This is a genomic window from Massilia sp. WG5 (assembly GCF_001412595.2).
GTDB lineage: Bacteria > Pseudomonadota > Gammaproteobacteria > Burkholderiales > Burkholderiaceae_D > Telluria.
Window position 1 is genome coordinate 907418 of the sequence record NZ_CP012640.2, and the last position, 18045, is coordinate 925462.

At 65.3% G+C, this 18045-nt stretch carries 15 protein-coding genes; 5 read left to right on the forward strand and 10 right to left on the reverse strand.

Features of this window, described 5'->3' with window-relative positions:
- Window positions 1-9: 9 nt before the first annotated feature.
- From AM586_RS03955 to AM586_RS03975, 5 genes are all read right to left on the reverse strand, one after another.
- Entirely contained in the window at window positions 10-1752 is a 1743-nt protein-coding gene (locus tag AM586_RS03955; protein WP_052233819.1) for an IlvD/Edd family dehydratase, read from the reverse strand.
- Between the two features lie 88 nt (window positions 1753-1840).
- The gene (locus AM586_RS03960) at window positions 1841-2737 is read right to left on the reverse strand and encodes an SMP-30/gluconolactonase/LRE family protein (RefSeq protein WP_052233818.1); all 897 of its coding nucleotides are present in this window, start codon (window positions 2735-2737) and stop codon (window positions 1841-1843) included.
- A 5-nt stretch (window positions 2738-2742) separates the two neighbouring features.
- Entirely contained in the window at window positions 2743-3822 is a 1080-nt protein-coding gene (locus AM586_RS03965) for an aldose epimerase family protein (RefSeq protein WP_109370421.1), read from the reverse strand.
- Between the two features lie 12 nt (window positions 3823-3834).
- Entirely contained in the window at window positions 3835-4785 is a 951-nt protein-coding gene (locus AM586_RS03970) for a family 43 glycosylhydrolase (protein ID WP_052233817.1), read from the reverse strand.
- A 51-nt stretch (window positions 4786-4836) separates the two neighbouring features.
- On the reverse strand, window positions 4837-6189 hold the full coding sequence (locus AM586_RS03975) for an MFS transporter (protein WP_052233816.1): 1353 nt from the start codon (window positions 6187-6189) through the stop codon (window positions 4837-4839).
- 272 nt (window positions 6190-6461) lie between these two features.
- Here AM586_RS03975 and AM586_RS27975 point away from each other — a divergent pair, with 272 nt between their 5' ends.
- The 3 genes from AM586_RS27975 (at window position 6462) to AM586_RS03985 (ending at window position 11032) form a co-directional block, all read left to right on the forward strand.
- Window positions 6462-6617, forward strand: coding sequence for a hypothetical protein (locus AM586_RS27975; protein ID WP_156328177.1), 156 nt, complete (start codon window positions 6462-6464; stop codon window positions 6615-6617).
- Between the two features lie 15 nt (window positions 6618-6632).
- The gene (locus AM586_RS03980; protein ID WP_052233815.1) at window positions 6633-9497 is read left to right on the forward strand and encodes a TonB-dependent receptor; all 2865 of its coding nucleotides are present in this window, start codon (window positions 6633-6635) and stop codon (window positions 9495-9497) included.
- Between the two features lie 176 nt (window positions 9498-9673).
- Window positions 9674-11032: a DUF3422 family protein gene (locus AM586_RS03985; protein ID WP_052233814.1), complete on the forward strand. Its 1359-nt coding sequence runs from the start codon at window positions 9674-9676 to the stop codon at window positions 11030-11032.
- Here the strand turns inward: AM586_RS03985 and AM586_RS03990 are convergent.
- Window positions 10943-11980 (reverse strand): family 43 glycosylhydrolase, encoded by a 1038-nt coding sequence (locus tag AM586_RS03990; protein WP_082439630.1) that lies wholly within the window; start codon window positions 11978-11980, stop codon window positions 10943-10945. The genes AM586_RS03985 and AM586_RS03990 overlap by 90 nt on opposite strands.
- A 162-nt stretch (window positions 11981-12142) precedes the next feature.
- On the opposite strand from AM586_RS03990, the gene AM586_RS03995 reads away from it, so the two are divergent.
- Together AM586_RS03995 and ftsZ are read left to right on the forward strand one after the other, a co-directional pair.
- Entirely contained in the window at window positions 12143-12640 is a 498-nt protein-coding gene (locus tag AM586_RS03995; protein ID WP_052233813.1) for a MarR family transcriptional regulator, read from the forward strand.
- Window positions 12641-13005: 365 nt separating this feature from the next.
- Entirely contained in the window at window positions 13006-14085 is a 1080-nt protein-coding gene (gene ftsZ / locus AM586_RS04000) for a cell division protein FtsZ (RefSeq protein WP_052233812.1), read from the forward strand.
- Window positions 14086-14092: 7 nt separating this feature from the next.
- On the opposite strand, the gene AM586_RS04005 is transcribed toward ftsZ, so the two are convergent.
- Genes AM586_RS04005 through AM586_RS04020 form a run of 4 tightly spaced genes read right to left on the reverse strand, consistent with a single transcriptional unit; the run spans window position 14093 to window position 18036 of the window.
- Window positions 14093-15028, reverse strand: coding sequence for an AraC family transcriptional regulator (locus AM586_RS04005; RefSeq protein WP_052233811.1), 936 nt, complete (start codon window positions 15026-15028; stop codon window positions 14093-14095).
- 20 nt (window positions 15029-15048) lie between these two features.
- Window positions 15049-15522, reverse strand: coding sequence for a CBS domain-containing protein (locus tag AM586_RS04010; protein WP_052233810.1), 474 nt, complete (start codon window positions 15520-15522; stop codon window positions 15049-15051).
- Between the two features lie 49 nt (window positions 15523-15571).
- Window positions 15572-16576, reverse strand: coding sequence for an XdhC family protein (locus tag AM586_RS04015; protein WP_052233809.1), 1005 nt, complete (start codon window positions 16574-16576; stop codon window positions 15572-15574).
- A gap of 14 nt (window positions 16577-16590) precedes the next feature.
- A complete protein-coding gene (locus AM586_RS04020) occupies window positions 16591-18036 on the reverse strand; it encodes an NAD(P)(+) transhydrogenase (Re/Si-specific) subunit beta (RefSeq protein ID WP_197416433.1) in 1446 nt (481 codons plus the stop codon).
- Between the last annotated feature and the right edge of the window lie 9 nt (window positions 18037-18045).

The following is an 18045-nucleotide window of genomic DNA, read 5'->3' on the forward strand; positions in this document are numbered from 1 at the left end:
ACGCAGTGATCAATGCGAGTGTTTTGGCACGGCCGAGCCGCGGCAGCCGACCAGGAAGTCGAAGTCGCAGCCTTCGTCCGCCTGCAGCACGTGGTCGAGGTAGAGCCCCTGGTAGCCGGTCCGTGCAGGCGGCTTGTGGCTTTCGGCGCGGTCCGCCAGGCGGCTCTTGATCTCTTCGTCCGGCACGTCCAGGTGCAGGCGGCCGTTGGCGCAATCGAGCTCGATGAAGTCGCCGTCCCGGACGATGCCCAGCGGGCCGCCGGCCATCGCTTCCGGCGCCACGTGCAGCACCACGGTGCCGTAGGCGGTGCCGCTCATGCGGGCGTCCGAGATGCGCACCATGTCGGTGATGCCGCGCGCCAGCAGCTTGGGCGGCAGGCCCATGTTGCCGACTTCCGCCATGCCCGGATAGCCCTTCGGTCCGCAGTTCTTCATCACCATCACCGAGTTTTCGTCCACCTCCAGGTCGGGGTCGACGATGCGCTGCTTGTAGTGGTCGAAGTCTTCGAACACGACGGCCTTGCCGCGGTGCTGCATCAGGTGCGGCGATGCGGCCGAGGGCTTCAGCACGGCGCCGCGCGGCGACAGGTTGCCGCGCAGGATGCAGATGCCGCCGTCGTCGATCAGCGGGTTGTCCAGCTTGCGGATCACCTCGTCGTTGTAGATCGGCGCATCCTGGTTGTTCTCCCACAGGGTCCTGCCGTTGGCGGTGAGCGCGTCCTTGTGCGGCAGCAGGCCGGCTTCGCCCAGGCGGCGGATCACGCCCGGCAGGCCGCCCGCGTAATAAAACTCTTCCATCAGGTAGCGGCCCGATGGCAGCAGGTCGACGATGGTCGGGGTGCCCTTGCCGATCGCGGTCCAGTCTTCCAGCTCGAGCGGCACGCCGACGCGGCCGGCGATCGCCTTCAGGTGGATCACCGCATTGGTCGAGCCGCCGATCGCGGCGTTCACGCGGATCGCGTTCTCGAAATTCTCGCGCGTCAGGATCTTCGACAGCTTCAGGTCTTCGTTGACCATCTCGACGATGCGCATGCCGGACATGTGGGCCAGCACGTAGCGGCGCGCGTCCACTGCCGGGATCGCGGCGTTGTGCGGCAGCGAGGTGCCCAGGGATTCGGCCATGCAGGCCATGGTCGAGGCGGTGCCCATGGTGTTGCAGGTGCCGGCCGAGCGCGAGTGGCCGGCTTCGGCGGCCAGGAAGTCGTGCATCGTGATCTGGCCGCCCTTGGCCTGCTCGTGCAGCTGCCAGACGGCGGTGCCGGAGCCGATGTCCTTGCCGTTCAGCTTACCGTTCAACATCGGGCCGCCGGTAACCACGATGGTCGGCAGGTCGACGCTGGCGGCGCCCATCAGCAGCGCCGGGGTGGTCTTGTCGCAGCCGACCAGCAGCACCACGCCGTCCATCGGATTGCCGCGGATCGACTCTTCGACGTCCATGCTGGCCAGGTTACGGGTCAGCATGGCGGTCGGGCGCAGGTTCGATTCGCCGTTCGAGAACACCGGGAATTCGACCGGGAAGCCGCCGGCCTCCAGGATACCGCGCTTGACGTGCTCCGCCAGCTTGCGGAAATGGGCGTTGCAGGGGGTGAGTTCGGACCAGGTATTGCAGATGCCGATGATCGGCTTGCCCTGGAATTCGTGATCGGGGATGCCCTGGTTCTTCATCCAGCTCCGGTACATGAAGCCGTTCTTGTCCTGGGTGCCGAACCACGCCGCGGAGCGCAGCGTGGGCTTCTTTTTTGTATCGGACATGGTGTCTTTCCTCCGTGTTATATGGAAGAAAGTCTAAGGTGCTGCCAGATAACTTTCCAATCAATTTTTAGCGCTTATCGATATCGTTTCAGGTATCGATATAGGCGCCGCCAAAGCGCTGTTCGGGCAGGCCGCGCACGTCCAGCGCATGGGCGAACACGCCGCCCGAGCCGGGCGCCGCCGCCAGCGCCTGCGGCGCCAGGCCGGTCGTGGCCGAGCTCACGTACAGTACGTTCAGGGCCGGGCCGCCGAAGGCCGGGCAGGTCGGCTGCGGGGCCGGCAGCGCCAGCACGCGGTCGACGCGGCCGTCGGGCGTGAAGCGCACCACCTGCCCGCCGCCCCAGCGCGCGTTCCACAGGCAGCCTTCGGCGTCGACGGTGGAGCCGTCCGGGTCGCCCGGCGCGGCGTCTGCCGGCGCAAAGACACGCAGGTTCGCCACGCCGCCGCCGTCGGCCGGATCGTAATCGCAGCAGCGGATTTCGCGCGTGGCCGAATCGCAGTAGTACATGGTGCGGCCGTCCGGGCTGAAGCAGATGCTGTTGGCGATGGCGACGTCGCCCAGCGGCAGGCGTTCCAGCCGCAGGTCGCGGTTCAGGCGGTAGAAGCCGCCGATCGGCGCCTTCGGATTCTCGGCCTGGTTGAAGACGCCGAACACGAAGCGGCCCTGGCGGTCCACGCGGCCGTCGTTCAGGCGGGTTCCCGGAAGGTGGGCCTCGACCTCGCAGATGCGCGCCAGTTCGCCGGTCGCCAGGTCGAAGAAGGACAGGCCGGACGCCAGCGCCAGCAGCAGGCGCCCGTCGTCTGGCGTCAGGGCCATCGAGCACAGGCGCTCGGGCAGCGGCCAGCGCTCGAGCAGGCCGCTGCCCGGGTCGTGCGACCACAGCTCGCTGTTTTCGATATCGGTCCACAGCAGGCGTCCGCTGCGCTCGTTCCAGATGATCCCTTCGCCCAGCACATTGCGGCCGTCCACCACCAGTTGCATCATCGTCTTTATGGTTCCACTGAAAATTTGAAGCGCGATTCGGTCGCGTAGGTCCGGCCCGGACGCAGGATCGTGTCCGGGTAGGCAGGCTGGTTCGGCGAATCCGGGAAGTGCTGGGGCTCGATGCAGAAACCGCTGCGCAAGGCGTAGCGGCGGCCGCCCTTCCCCGCCAGCGAGCCGTCCAGGAAGTTCCCGCTGTAGAACTGCACGCCCGGCTCCTGGGTGAACAACTCCAGCACGCGGCCGCTCTCCGGGTCGCGCACCCGCACCGCGCGCCGCATTGCGCCACGACCAGCGCCGCCGTTCAGCACCCAGCAATGGTCGTAGCCGCTGCCGTGGCGCAGCTGTTTGTCCGGCTGGCCGATGCGCTCGCCGATGGGGCGCGGCTGGCGGAAGTCGAAGGGGGTGCCGGTGACCGGGACCAGGGGGCCGAGCGGGATCAGGCCGGCGTCGACCGGCACGAAGCGGTCGGCGTCGATGAGGATCTCGTGCTGCAGGATGCCGACGTCGTCCGGTACCGGGTCGCCGGCGGCGCCGCGCAGGTTGAAGTAGCTGTGCTGGGTCAGGTTGACCGGGGTCGGCCGGTCGGCCGTGGCATGGAAGCGCACCACGATCTCGTTGTCTTCGCTCAGGCTGTAGCGGACGGTGGTATCCAGATTGCCCGGGTAACCCTGCTCGCCATCGGCGCTGCGGTGGCGCAGGACCAGGCTGTCGCCTTCGATGGCGGACGCCCACAACAGCCGGTCGAAGCCGGGCGCGCCGCCGTGCAGGTGGTTCTCGCCATCGTTGCACGCCAGTCGGACCGGTTTGCCGTCGAGGACAAAACGACCCTTGCCGATGCGGTTGCCGTAGCGGCCGATCAGCGCGCCGAAGTACGGGCTGTCCTTCAGGTAGGGCTCGAGCGTGTCGAAGCCGAGCGCGACGTCGTCGAGGCGGCCGTCACGGTCGGGCACGTGGATCGCGCGGATGATGCCGCCGAAATCCAGGATCTTCACGACCATGCCGCTGCCGTTGGACAGCGTGAATTCGCTGACCGGGGCGCCGCCGGGCAAGCTGCCGAAGGGCGCCTGGCTGATTTGCGTGCTCACGTAAGAGCCGCCTCAGAGAGTGGAAGGACGGCCGAACACCGGCATGCCGCCCTCGTCCCAGCGCAGCGGCTTGACGAAGGTGTGGCGGTCGGGATTCCACAGCGGATCGCCGACGATCTCGGTATAGGTGCGCGCGTGGTAGACCAGCATCACGGTATCGCCGTCCTCGGCGTAGGTGAAGCTGTTGTGGCCCGGTCCGTAGATGCCGTGCTCGTAGCAGGTGCGGAATACCGGTTCCCTTGCCTTGGTCCAGGACGCGGGGTCGAGCAGGTCGGCGTCTTCGCTGGCGTAGAGCAGGCCCATGGCGTAGTTCTCGTCGGTCGCGCTGGCCGAGTAGGAAATGAAGATCTTGCCGTTCCGACGCAGCACCGACGGTCCTTCGTTGACCCGGAAGCCGCGGGTCTCCCAGTCGAACTCCGGCTTCGACAGCAGCACCGGCTCGCCGTCGATCTGCCAGGGCGTCTTCATCTTGGCGATGTAGAGGTTGGAATTGCCCTCGATCGCCCTGTCCTTCTGGGCCCACAGGTAGTACAGCTCGCCCTTGTGCTGGAAGGTGGTGGCGTCCAGGCAGAAGCTGTCGATGCCGGTATCGACCTGGCCCATGAACTCCCAGCTGCCCTCCAGCGGATTCGCATTCGTATTGCGGATCGCGTACATGCGGTGCTGGAACAGCTTGTCCTTGATCTCGCGGCTCGGCGCGGCGGCGAAGTAGACGTACCAGGCGCCCATGTTGAAGTGCAGCTCGGGGGCCCAGATCAATTCGCTGTAAGGGCCCGAGTCCGGCTTCACCCAGGCGTCGACCGTGGGCGCCGTGGCCAGGCCCTCGATGGTGGCGGCCCGGCGCAGCTCGATGCGGTCGTATTGCGGGACCGACGCGGTGAAGTAGTAGTAACCGTCCGTGTGCTTGTAGATGTACGGGTCGGCGCGTTGTTCGATGAGGGGAGTAATCAAGGTTTCCATCATTTTTTCCAGGGTGGGCACACCGTGCCCACCAATGCATGCGGTTTATCGGAGTCAGGTGTGCGCGGCCAGGCGCAGTTCTTCCTTCACGGTCCCGTAATAGGCATCGCTGATCCGGTACTTGAACATCAGCGCCCCCATCAGGAAGTGGAAGAAGCCCGGGATCACGGACAGCATCAGCGCGATGCCCTGCAGCGCGAGCTGGCTTTGTTCCTGGTTGGGCTGGTAGCCGAAGTAGCTGAGCAGGATGCCGACCATGCCGCCCGCGACCGCCATGCCGGCCTTCTGCGCCACCGAGATGCCGCCGAAGGCGAAGCCGGAGACGCGCTTGCCGGTCTTGACCTGGCCATAGTCGATGGTCTCGGCGATGGCGGACCAGAACACCGGCGCGTGCAGGTCGACCACCAGCGAGAGCGCGAAGTACAGCGCGAATGCCGTCACGGTATCGCCGGGCTTGACCAGCAAGAAGATCATCACCGACAGGACGGCCACCACCAGCTGGGTGTAGCGGAACAGCTTGACCTTGCAGTAGAACTTGGTGACCCAGGTCGACACCACCATCGCCAGGATCGCCGCCGCGACGCCGGTCGACAGGAAGGCCGAGACCACCGCGGTGTCCCCGTGCAGGTAGTACTTGGCGTAGTAGACCGCGACCGAGCCGCGGATCACGTAGCCGACGGTGCCGGTCACGCAGGCGCCGCACAGGACCAGCCACTGGTCGTTCTTCAGCAGCACGCGGACCTGCTCGCCGAGCGGCTGGCGCACGACCTTGTGCACCACGCGCTCGGTGGTGGTGAAGAAGCAGAACAGGAACAGGACCACGCCCAGCACGGCCATCAGCGCCATCGCCGCCTGGTAGCCGGCGGCCGGGTTGCCGTTGCCCCAGCGGTTCGCCAGCAGCGGCACCACGATCGTCACCATGAAGGCGCCCACCTTGGCCAGGAACAGGCGGTAGCCATTGGCCGACAGGCGTTCCTGCGGGTCGGCGGTCAGGGCGCTGGGCAGCGAAATGTAGGCCACACCCACGCCCGAGGTCATCACGGTCATCAGGATGTAGGTCGAATAGGCCCAGACCATCTTCGCGTGGTAGCTCCAGTCCGGGGTGCTGAACACCATGAACACCGAGATCCCGTAGGGCACGGCGAGCAGCAGCAGCCAGGGGCGGTAGCGTCCCCAGCGCGTGAGGAAGGCGTCGGTCATCTGCCCCACCGCCAGGTCGGAGATCGCGCCGATGATCTTGACGACCACGAACAGCAGCGCCAGGTCGGTCGTCTTCAGGCCGTAGATGTCGGTGTAGAAGAAGGTAATGATCAGCATCATCGACGAGATCACCACATTGAGCGCCATGTCGCCGGCGCCGAAGCCCACCTTTTCGAGGGTGGAGAGTTTCTGGGTTTGGGTTTGCATACGGACTTCCTTCAACGGCAAGGGCGCCGCCCGCTCGTCACCCGCGCGGCACCCTGTCTCCTAGGTCTTTGTTATGTTTTTTACGTCGATCCGGCATGACTTTTTCACATGCTCGGCGGTATCTTAGGAGCTGGACCGAGATTAATCCAATCATATTTCTTGGGGCTTCGATATCGTTTTCCGTATGGGTCCAATCCCGTATCCAGCCGCCCCTTTCTCCCGCCTGTCCCGACACCGTCTTCCCTTTGCGAAACGGGCTTTTGCAGCAGTTCATGGCACGCGGCACCTTGTCGGCCTGCCTGTCAGGCGCCCTGGCTGATACCGAAACTGATATGGAAAACCCAGAAAAAATCATTGGATTGATTATCGGGGGATCTCTACCATGCTTTCAGAGCAATACAGTTTTAGAAGAAAATTCCCATAACTAGAAACACAGGAGATGTATGAAATCGCAACTACCTGCACGTCCTTTGGCCTTGAAGCTGACCGTGACTGCGCTGATGGGCGCCGGGGTGCTCAGCAGCGCCTCGGTGTGGGCGCAAGCCGCGGCCGAAACGACGGCGCTGCCGGAGGCCTCGACCGTGGTCGTCACGGGCGTCAAGGCATCGCTGATCAAGAGCCTGGCGATCAAGCGCACCAGCGACCAGGTCGTGGAATCGGTCGTTGCCGAAGACATCGGCAAGCTGCCCGATAATAACGTCGTCGAAGCGCTGCAGCGCGTGACGGGCATCCAGGTCACCAACCGCGCCGGCGGCGAAGTCGGGACCCTGTCCATCCGTGGCCTCCCCGACGTCGAAACCACCTGGAACGGCCGCAATATCTTTACCGCGTCCGGCACGCAGGTCGCGCTGCAAGACATTCCCTCGACCCTGGTTCGCCAGATCGACGTTTACAAGACGCGCGACGCCAGCCAGTTGGAAACCGGGATTGCAGGCCAGATCGACGTCAAGTCGCTGCGGCCCTTCGATTTCAAGGGTCCGAAAGTATCGCTGTCGGCGCGCGAAACCTATCTCGATCCCGCGAAAAAGGCCAATCCGCAGCTCAGCGCCATGTTCAGCAACCGCTGGCAAACCGGCATCGGCGAAGTCGGCGCCCTGGTGAATCTGGCCGATACCAGGACAAAGTACCGCAATGAAAGCGTGACGCCGGGCGCCATGGTGCCGTTTGCCAGCCCGAACGCCGCCGAAGATGCCCCAGGTTATACGCCCTTGCAGCGCATCTTCGACAACAGTATCTGGACCCCCGGCACCCATACCGGCTTGCCGATGGCAGCGGGTTCGACGCTGAATTTCAACGGCAAGCCTTATCCCTATTACCTGGCGCGTGACGCCGTCTTCCAGAGCGACGTCGAGGGGGAGCGAAAGCGTCCTGCCGCCAATATTGCCCTGCAGTGGAAACCGAACATCGATTCGGTTTATACCTTCGAATCGATGTACAACGGTTATCGTGATAAATCCTTCAACCGCCTGCTGTTCAGCTTCGTCGACTGGTGGGGGGATCTCGGCAGCAACCCTGCGGGGACGATGACGACCTTCCCGGGAACGAACGTCATCAAGTCCCGCCAAGTCAATAACGTCTATGGCTTCAACAGCGGCGACTACACGACGTCGGCAACCGACTCCCGTATTTACGCCCTGAACGGCAAATGGAACCTTGGCGATCGCCTGAAGCTGGACGGCGATCTGTCCTACCAATCCAGCAGCTATCACTCGGAATTCACCGCCACCCGGATCGATCGCGTCGCACCGTCCATCAACGTCGACTTCAATGACGGCGGCAACAACACGGCCTTCCATTTCAACAACGATGCCGACCTGGCCAACCCGGCCAAGTGGAATGTGGCGCAGTTCTACGATAACGCCAACCGCAACCAGGGCAGCGCCACGACGGCCAACCTGACGGGCGTCTTCGATGCCGACTGGGGTGCGCTGCAGACGCTGCACTTCGGCGTGCGCTTCGACGACCGCAAGGCCTCGGAGGCCAACCGGACGCAATCGAGCGCCTTGAACCGCAACCTCGCCTCGCTGGGTCCGGAATACTCCTCCACCAACGCCAACTTCGGCAAGGCCATCTCGGACGTTCCGCGCTCGTGGGTGGAACCGAATGCCTACTACATCCGCGACCATATCGACGACTGGCGCAAGCTCTTCAACTCGGTCGATCCGAACTTCATGACGACGGACCAGCTGAGCCTGCAGAAGACCTTCGAGGTCGATGAAAAGACGACCAACCTCTTCCTGATGGGGAATACCCAAAACGAGCTGTTTGGCCATCGCCTGCGCGGCAACTTCGGCGTGCGCTACGTCAAGGTCAAGACCGACATGACCTTCTACAAGGTTGATGCCAGCACCAAGGCGGTCACGCCGTCCAGTGCCAGCAAATCGACCGGCAAGTTCCTGCCCAGCCTGACCCTGATTTACGACCCATCCAGGGACATCGTGACGCGCTTCAACTATGGTGAAACCCTGCGCCGTCCGAACTTCGGTGACCTGAATCCTGTCCTGCAGCTCGGTGACGACGTGTCGAAGGTCGGTTATGGTTCGGGCGGCGGCGGCAATCCGGACCTGAAACCGACACGCTCCAAGAACTTCGACCTGACGGCCGAGTGGTATTTCCAGAAGGACAGCGCACTCTACGGCACTTTATTCAAGCGCAACATCGACGGACTGGTCGTGGGCTTGCGTCACAGGGTCCACGTCGATCCGGCGAACGACCCGTTCCGCAACTCGACCTCGGGCGGCGACCATACGAACGGCTACGACTACGTGGTCAACTCGCCGGTCAATGCCTCCAACGGCAAGATCAGTGGCGCCGAGCTCGGCTTGATCTACTTCCCGAAGGGGCTGCCGGGCCTGCTGGACGGTCTGGGCTTCCAGGGCAGCTTTACGCACCTCCACTCGTCGCAGAATGTGCCCGACGCCAACGACGCTGGCGTCATCGTCTCCCAGCTCGAGACACCGTTCTTCGGCGTATCCGACAACTCGTACAACGCCACCCTGGCTTACGAAAAGGGTCCGGTCAGCGCACGCTTGTCCTATGTCTGGCGCTCCGGCTTCCTGGCGGGCAATGAAGCCGCCCTGTTTGCAAATCCGATTGGTATCTGGCGTCATCCGGAAAAGAGTATCGACATGCAGATCTCTTACAAGATCAACGAAAACATGACGGTCGATATCAGTGGCGTCAACCTGACCAACGAGATGCAGCAGCAGTACTACCACTTCGGCGACGCGGGTAACGCACAGGTGAGCAATTTCGGTACGGTCCAGATCGGACGTTCGGTCTCGGCTGCCTTGCACTGGAAGATGTAAGCCTCGACGGCCAGGAAGTCCCCGCTGAACGCAAAAGCCCCGGTCTCGGTATGAGAACCGGGGCTTTTGCGTTTCCAGATATACGAAAAATCGATATCCGAAGCCTTCAACAGCTGATTGGCTTTGCGCCACCGCCGACTGCTAATATGAGCTTTCCTGAACGGCCCCGAGCACCCATGACGACGAATGCAAGCCTGAACCACGCCCAGCGCATTCCGCTGGCCGCCGAGATCCATTCACGCCCCTTCCTGAAACTGGAGGCGCCCGAGGCGCTCACCCACCTGGCGATCTTCCCGGCCGGCGAGTCCGGCTCGCGCAGCAGCCACTACCCCAGCCAGCACGCGCTGCTTGCCCAGCTGTGCGGGCACTTCGGGGTGGCGCCGCCGCATGCCGGGGCCAATCACTTCTTCCACGACTTCGGACGCTTCCGCCTGAAGTGGGAATGCCATACCGAGTTCGCCACCTACACCTTCACCGAAAAGCGCGTCCCCGATCCCGGGACGACGGCGGCGGACAGCTTCGACCGCGTGCCGCTCGCGCACCTGCCGCAAGCCTGGATCGCGGCCCTGCGCGGATCGCTGATGGCGGCCGCGCACGTGGTGCTGGAACGCGGCGCCGCCGATCCGGCCACGCTGCAGCAGAACTTCACCGGCATGCTGGCCGGCGCCCGCGTGATGCAGGGCGGCGAGCTGTGGACCGATTTCGCGATCCAGCCCGACGGCTTTTCGCGCTTCGTGCTGCGCGACGTCGACATGCGCGCCCAGCAAGCCGGCCGCCTGGCCCAGCGCGTGCTGGAAATCGAGACCTACCGCATGATGGCGCTGCTCGGCCTGCCCGTCGCGCGCACGGTGGCGGCGGCGCTCGACGACGTCGAGGCCGAACTGGCCACGCTGGCCGAGCGCATGGTGGCGGGCGGCGCCTCCGCCGCCGCCGAGCAGGACCTGCTGGGGCAGATCACCCGCCTGGCGGCGCGCCTGGAAAAGCTGTCGCTGAATAACGGCTACCGGCTGTCGGCATCGAAAGCCTACTACCGGCTGGTCAGGGCGCGCATCGAGGAGCTGCGCGAGACCCGCATCGAGGGCGTGCCGACGGTGGACGAGTTCATGGAACGGCGCCTGACGCCGGCGATGAACACCTGCGAAGCGGTGACGGCGCGCCAGGAAGCGCTCGGGCGCCGCATCGCCAACGTCAACGACCTGCTGCGCACGCGGGTGAGCATCGTGCAGGAGGAGCAGAACCGCCAGATCCTGCAGTCGATGGACCGGCGCACGGCCCAGCAGCTGCGCCTGCAGCAGGCCGTCGAAGGACTGTCGGTCGCGGCAATCTCGTATTACGTGGTCGGTTTGCTGGGCTATGCGGGCAAGGCCGCCAAGGCACTGGGCCTGCCGCTCAATCCCGACCTGGCGACGGGCGCGCTGGTGCCGCTGGTGGCGGCCGCGGTCTGGCTAGGGCTGCGCCGGATGCACAAGCGCATGCACCGGCCCGTGGTCGGCGACCGGCACGCCGAAATCGGGCATGCCGTCCTGCCGCCATGAGATCGGCTGCGCACGCACGGCGCGGTTCGGATCGCGCAGCGGGTCACCCACGATATCGCGGTAGTTGCGCGCGTGGTAGACCAGGATGTCGGTCCGGCCGTCCGGGGTGGTCGTGAACGAATTGTGGCCCGGTCCGTACTGGCCGTTGGCCGCGCTGCTCGCGAAAACCGGCGCACGCGACTTCGTCCACGAGGCCGGATCGAGCAGGTCGGCGCCATCCTGCGCGACCAGCATGCCGAGGGCGTAGTTCGCATCGGTGGCGCTGGCGGAATAGGTCATGAACACGCGGCCATGCTTCAGCAGCACGGCCGGCGCTTCGTTGACGTCGAATCCTGCTTTCTCCCACGCGTACTCCGGCGCGGTCAGCAAGGCCGCCCGGCCGGCGATCGACAACGGCGTATCCATCCGGGCAATGTAGACCGCCGTCATGTGCCTGGCCGCGCCGGGGGGACGCTGCGCCCACGCCAGGTAGCGCTGCCCTTTCGAGGCAAAGGTCGTCGCGTCCAGTGCGAACGACTCCCATCCGGTCCTGAGCTGTCCGCGCTCGACCCACTTTCCTTCCATCGGATTCGCGGCGGCGTTCTCGAGCACGTACAGGCGCACATCGAAAGGCGCGTCGGCGCGGCCGGCGGTGAAGTAGAGATACCATCTGCCCTCGATCCGGTGCAGCTCGGGCGCCCAGATGTTCGCGCTCATCGGCCCATCTAGGTGCTTGCGCCACACGGTTTTCGCTTCGGCTTTGCCAAGGCCGTCGAGATCGCGCGCGCGGCGCAGCTCGATGCGGTCGTATTCGGGGACGGTGGCGGTGAAGTAGTAATAGCCATCGGCGTCCAGCGTGACCTGCGGGTCGGCGCGCCGGGGGACGAGCGGATTGGCGAAGTCCGGGGATGCGGCGGCGGAGAAGCACACGGCCAGCAGGAGCGGCGCGGCGCGGGAGGCAATCGTCATCGGGTGGTCCGGGAAAGAGTGATCGATCCGTCATGGTAGGAAGACGCGGCGGATCCGGCCAATCACTTTTCAGCGGCTTGCGATACCGTTTGAGGCATGGCTGATAAAATGCCGGTTGAAGACAGATCACGAACGGCACAGTGCCGACAGCAGGGAGTGCACATGAGCGACTTTGGGCCAACCGACGAACGATTGCGCAGGGTCGCCACCCGGATGCCGGGCTTTGCCCTCGAACCGATGCGGCTGGTCCGGATGAGCTATCAATTGCAGAAGGGCCTGCGCGACACGACCAACGCGGTCTTGAAGAAGTACGACCTCGTCGACACCAGCTATACCGTGCTCGCGATTCTTTACGGCAGTGCCGACGAAACCTCGACCGCCACGGAGCTGAGCGAGGCCTGCCATGAAAAACCCGCCAACCTGACCCGTGTCTGCGACGAGCTTGTCGCAAGAGACCTGATCCGGCGCAGCCCGAAGCCGGGCGACCGGCGCGCCGTCATGATTTCCCTGAGCGAGCGCGGACGCGCCCTTGTCGAACAGGCCTTGCCCGAGGTATCCGCGAAGCTCGCCGCGATCTACGCCGATTTTCCGGCGTCCGACCTGGAACGAATGGGTGTCCTCTCCTTGCAACTGCTCGGCAGGCTGAACGACCAGGCCTGAGCCGGACGCCAATGCCCGGCAGGCAGCGTCATCAGTTTTATCTATCGCGGACATCACCAACAACCATTGGACGAATTTGCTGCGACGCAGCAACATAGCTCCTGTCTCCTCTATTCTCCTCCAAGAATAGATTCAGCCCGCTCCTGCAGCGGGCTTTTTTTTTGCGCGCGCTGGCTCCGGGCGCGCATGGTCCAAGCCACCCTTTCCCTGTAATTGCACGCGCTATTACAAATGGTTTCGACTGAAACGTTTACAAACTTTCGCGTGCGCGCCTCAGCAAGTAGTCTAATGGGCTCGGCAGCAGTCAGCGTTCTTGGCGGCATCATCACGGCCGGCCGATCGCACAATTTCACACGGAGTCTTCCTTGTCCGAATCAAAAGTTCCCCAACCGGAGACGGTCATCAAAATCATCGGCGTAGGCGGTGCGGGCGGCAACGCCATCAGCCATATGGCCTCCTCCGGACTGTCCTCCTTCGAATTCATCTGCGCGAATACGGACGCGCAAGCACTGTCGAACACCCAGGCCGAGAAACGAATCCAGCTTGGCGAAAGCGGTCTTGGCGCCGGCAGCGACCCGATCGTCGGCCGCGAAAGCGCGACGCGCGAGCGCAGCCTCATCGCCGATGTGCTGAAGGGCGCCGACATGGTCTTCATCACCGCCGGCATGGGCGGCGGCACCGGCACCGGCGCCGCACCCGTGGTCGCCGAAGTGGCGCGCGAGCTGGGCATCCTGACCGTCGGCGTGGTGTCGAAGCCCTTCGATTTCGAAGGTCCGCGGCGCATGCGCGTGGCCGAGGAAGGCATCGCGACGCTGGCGCGCTGCGTGGACTCGCTCATCATCGTCCTGAATAGCCGCCTCGAAGAAGTGCTCGGTGAGGACATCACGCAAAAGCAGGCCTTCGCCGCAGCCGACGAGGTGCTGAGCAAGGCGGTGACCGGCATCGCGGAAATCATCACCGTGCCCGGCATGATCAACGTCGATTTCGAGGACGTCCGCACCGTGATGCGCCAGACCGGCATGGCGATGATGGGCACTGCCCAGCACACCGGCGACGACCGCGCCGTCAAGGCGGCCGAAGAGGCCATCTCCTGTCCCCTGCTCGACGGCTCGAACCTGCGCGCCGCGCGCGGGGTGCTGGTCAACATCGCCGCTTCGGAGGAGACGCTGAAACTGCGTGAAACCAAGCTGGTAATGAACACGATCTGCACGCAGACCAACGACGAGGCCATCATCAAGTTCGGCGCGGTCTTCGACGAGTCGCTGGGCGACGCGATGCGCGTGACCGTGGTGGCCACCGGCCTGAACCGCCCCAGCGACTTCGCGCTCGGCTCGCGGCGCACATCGGTGTCGCGGCTGGGAACCCAGGCGCAGTCGGTGCTGCGCCAGAGCGGTTCGCAGGGGCCCGTGCGGCCGGGTACGGCGACGCGGCAGCTGGCCTCCTAGACCGGGTTCACGCCTTGTCCTGCGAGACCGCTGCGCGCACGGTCTCGCGAAACGCGCGCGGCGACCTGCCGTAGCACTGGCGGAAGCGCCGCGTGAAATAGCCCTCGTCGGCGAAGCCGGTCGCGTGGGCGACCTCGGCGATCCGCATCCGGGTGTTGGTCAGCAGCTCCTGCGCCCGCTCCATCCGCCGTTCGGTGACCAGCTCGGTAAAACTCTTGCCGATTTCCTTTTTCAGCAGGTGCGCCAGGTAATTGGGCGACAGATAGGCTGCGGCGGCCGCGTCGGTCAGGCACATTTCCTGGGACAGGTGATCGCGAATGTAGCGCGAGACGCGTAACAACGCATCGCGTCTTCCGCTCGAATTGGTGCGCGCGGTCGCCAGGCGCAGGAGTTCGGTCTCGTGGCGGCGGCAGGTCAGGCCGATCAGCTGCAACAACTTCCCGCGCAGGATTTCCAGCGAACCGAAGCGCCGTTCGCGGTTCTCCGCGATCATCTGGTCGAGCAGGCCAAGCAGATGGTCGCGGTCCCGCCCTTCCTCGACCACGAAATCGAGGTACTCCTGGTACAGGAAGGGCGCCAGCTCCGGCACGCGCGAGACCGGCACGTCTTCCAGGTCAAGCGGATCGACGTCCAGTTCCGGGCGCAGGAAGCGCTGCGCGAAGTTGAGAACGACGAAGCGCGATCCTGCCGGCAGCGGCACCAGGTGCACGCGGTAGGGCAGCACGAAGGTCAGCGTCCCGGGACGCAGCGGACGCACGGAACCGCCGATGGTCTGCTGCGCCGTGCCCTCGAGCGTCACCATGATCTGGAAATAGTCGTGGCGATGCGGTTGCGTCAGCGGCGCCCGCACGTTCTGGTCGCGGATGTCGAACTCGCGGTGCGCGCTGCGTTCCTCCATCGCATAGGTTTGCACCGCGCCCGGCGCCACCACTCTCTGGTCCATGGTATCTCCCTGGAGGCCGCTTACTGGGCTGTCGCCTGTTCGGGCCAGTCGGCGATGTAGGCCTTGAGCATCGCATTCTCGAACTTCTGCAACTCGTTCTGGCTGCGCATCACGTCGTGATACGACACCACGCCGAGCAGCTCCTTCCCGTCGAGCACCGGAATGTAGCGCTGGTGCTGCTCCAGCATCAGGTCGCGCAATTCGTCGATGTCCATGCCGGGCCAGGCCACCGCCGGGCGCTTGACCATCACGTCCGCGGCGCGCAGTTCCGCAACCGGCGGCGTCGGGCCGGTCCGCGATTCGATCTGGCGCCGCGCCAGCACCTGCAGCACCTCGCGGAACGTGATGATTCCCGCCAGCTCGCGGCCGGCCATGACGACGACCGAACCGATGTCTTCCTGCGCCATCGTGATGACGCATGCGGACAGGCGGGTATCGGGGGTCACGGTGAACAGGGCGTGGCCCTTGGATTTCAGTACAGAGGCGACTTCCATGATCGATCACTCCTTCGACGACGATAAACAACGATGAAGCGGCGCGGGCTCAGGCCGGGCATGTTCCCGGTGTGCGCGCCGCCGCCACTGCCGATCCTTCCTTCTTCTGCGTCAGCGGCACGCCGTGGCGCACCGCCGTCATCTCGGCCAGGATCGAGACCGCGATCTCGGCCGGGGTGCGGCTGCCGATGTGCAGCCCGATCGGCCCGTGCAGGCGGCCGATCTCGTCCTGCGACAGGTCGAACAGCGCCAGGCGCTGGCGACGCTGCGCCGTGTGGGCGCGCGAACCCAGCGCGCCGACGTAGAACGCCGGCGACTTGAGCGCCTCGATCAGCGCCATGTCGTCCAGCTTGGGATCGTGGGTCAGCGCCACGACGGCCGTGTGGGCGTCGGGTTGCAGCGCCAGCACCGCGTCGTCGGGCATGCCGGACAGGTATCGCACGCCGGCGGGCAAGGCCTGCGCCGCGTATTCGTCGCGCGGGTCGCACACCAGCACCTGGTAGTCGAGCGCCTGCGCCATCTGGGCGAACGCGCGCGAGAGCTGGCCGGCGCCGATCACCAGCACCCGCCAGCGCGGTCCGAACAGCGTCACCAGGCGGCCGCCGTCGAACTGCATCACGTCGCCGCGGCTGGCATCGGCCAGCGTGACCGCGCCGCTCTCCATGTCGAGGGTGCGCGCCACCAGCCGCTGGGCGGCGGTACGGGCCAGCAGCTCGGCAATCCAGCCGGGATCGCCGAGCGGCTCCGCCACCAGGCGCAGCGTGCCGCCGCAAGGCAGGCCGAAACGCGCCGCCTCCTCCTTGCTCACGCCATAGGTGAGCAGGGCCGGGCGGGCCGGACGGTCGCCGGCGCGCATGCGCGCGATCAGGTCATCCTCGACGCAGCCGCCCGACACCGAGCCCGCCACCAGGCCGTCGTCGCGCAGCGCCAGCAGCGCGCCGGGCGGACGCGGGGCCGAACCCCAGGTGGCGACGACCGTGTACAGGGACACCGCATGACCGGCCCGGCGCCACGCCAGCGCGCTTTCGAATACTTCCATGTCAAGGCTTTCCATCTGCCCGCCCTCCTCTAGTCGACCGCCTTGACCATGTCCTCGATCACCTTCTTGGCGTCGCCGAACACCATCATGGTCTTGTCCATGTAGAACAGCTCGTTATCCAGGCCGGCATAGCCGGATGCCATCGAGCGCTTGTTGACGATGACCGTGCGCGCCTTGTAGGCCTCGAGGATCGGCATGCCGGCGATCGGCGATTTCGGATCCTTGGCGGCCGGGTTCACCACATCGTTGGCCCCCAGCACCAGCACCACGTCGGCCTGGCCGAACTCGCTGTTGACGTCTTCCATTTCGAACACCTGGTCGTAAGGCACTTCGGCCTCGGCCAGCAGGACATTCATATGCCCCGGCATGCGCCCGGCAACCGGATGGATCGCGTACTTGACGCTGACCCCCTTGTGCGCCAGCTTCTCGGTCAGCTCCTTGAGGACGTGCTGTGCGCGCGCCACCGCCAGGCCGTAGCCCGGCACGATGATCACGCTCTCCGCATTGCCCATCACGAAAGCGGCATCGTCGGCCGATCCCGACTTGACCGGCCGCTGCTGGACGCCGCCGGCGACGGCCGCGGCGGCTTCGCCACCGAAGCCGCCCAGGATCACCGAGAAGAAGGAGCGGTTCATTGCCTTGCACATGATGTACGAGAGGATCGCGCCGCTCGAGCCGACCAGCGAGCCGGCGATGATCAGCATCGAGTTGTTCAGCGAGAAGCCGATGCCGGCCGCCGCCCAGCCCGAGTAGGAGTTCAGCATCGACACCACCACCGGCATGTCGGCGCCGCCGATCGGGATGATGATCAGCACCCCCAGCACGAAGGCGATGGCCGTCATCAGCACGAAGGGCATCCAGGCCGGCTGCTCGCCCGGCGCGAGCACGAAGGCCAGCCCGGCGCCGAGCATGACCACCGCCAGCGCCAGGTTGAGCATGTGCTGGCCCGGGTAGCGCACTGGCGCGCCCTGGAACAGGCGGAATTCGTACTTTCCCGACAGCTTGCCGAACGCGATCACCGAGCCGGAGAACGTGACCGCGCCCACGAAGGTGCCGATGAACAGTTCGATGCGGTTGCCCAGCGGGACCGCCGCGGCGTGGCCGGCGATCCCGAAGGCCCAGGGCTCGGCGACCGCCGCCACCGCGATGCACACCGCGGCCAGGCCGATCAGCGAGTGCATCGCCGCCACCAGTTCGGGCATCTTGGTCATCTCGACGCGCCGGGCGAGGGTGGCGCCGATGCCGCCGCCCGCCAGTACGCCCAGCAGCACGAGCCACAGGCCGCGCCCGCTGCCGCCCGCGTCGAGCTGCAGCTTCATCATCAGAACCACGGTCGTGACGGCGGCGATCGCCATCCCGCCCATGCCGAAGGCATTGCCGCGCCGCGCGCTGGCCGGGTGCGACAGTCCCTTGAGCGCCTGAATAAAGCACACCGAAGCAATCAGGTAGAGCATGGTCACCAGGTTCATGCTCACGAAAGCGAG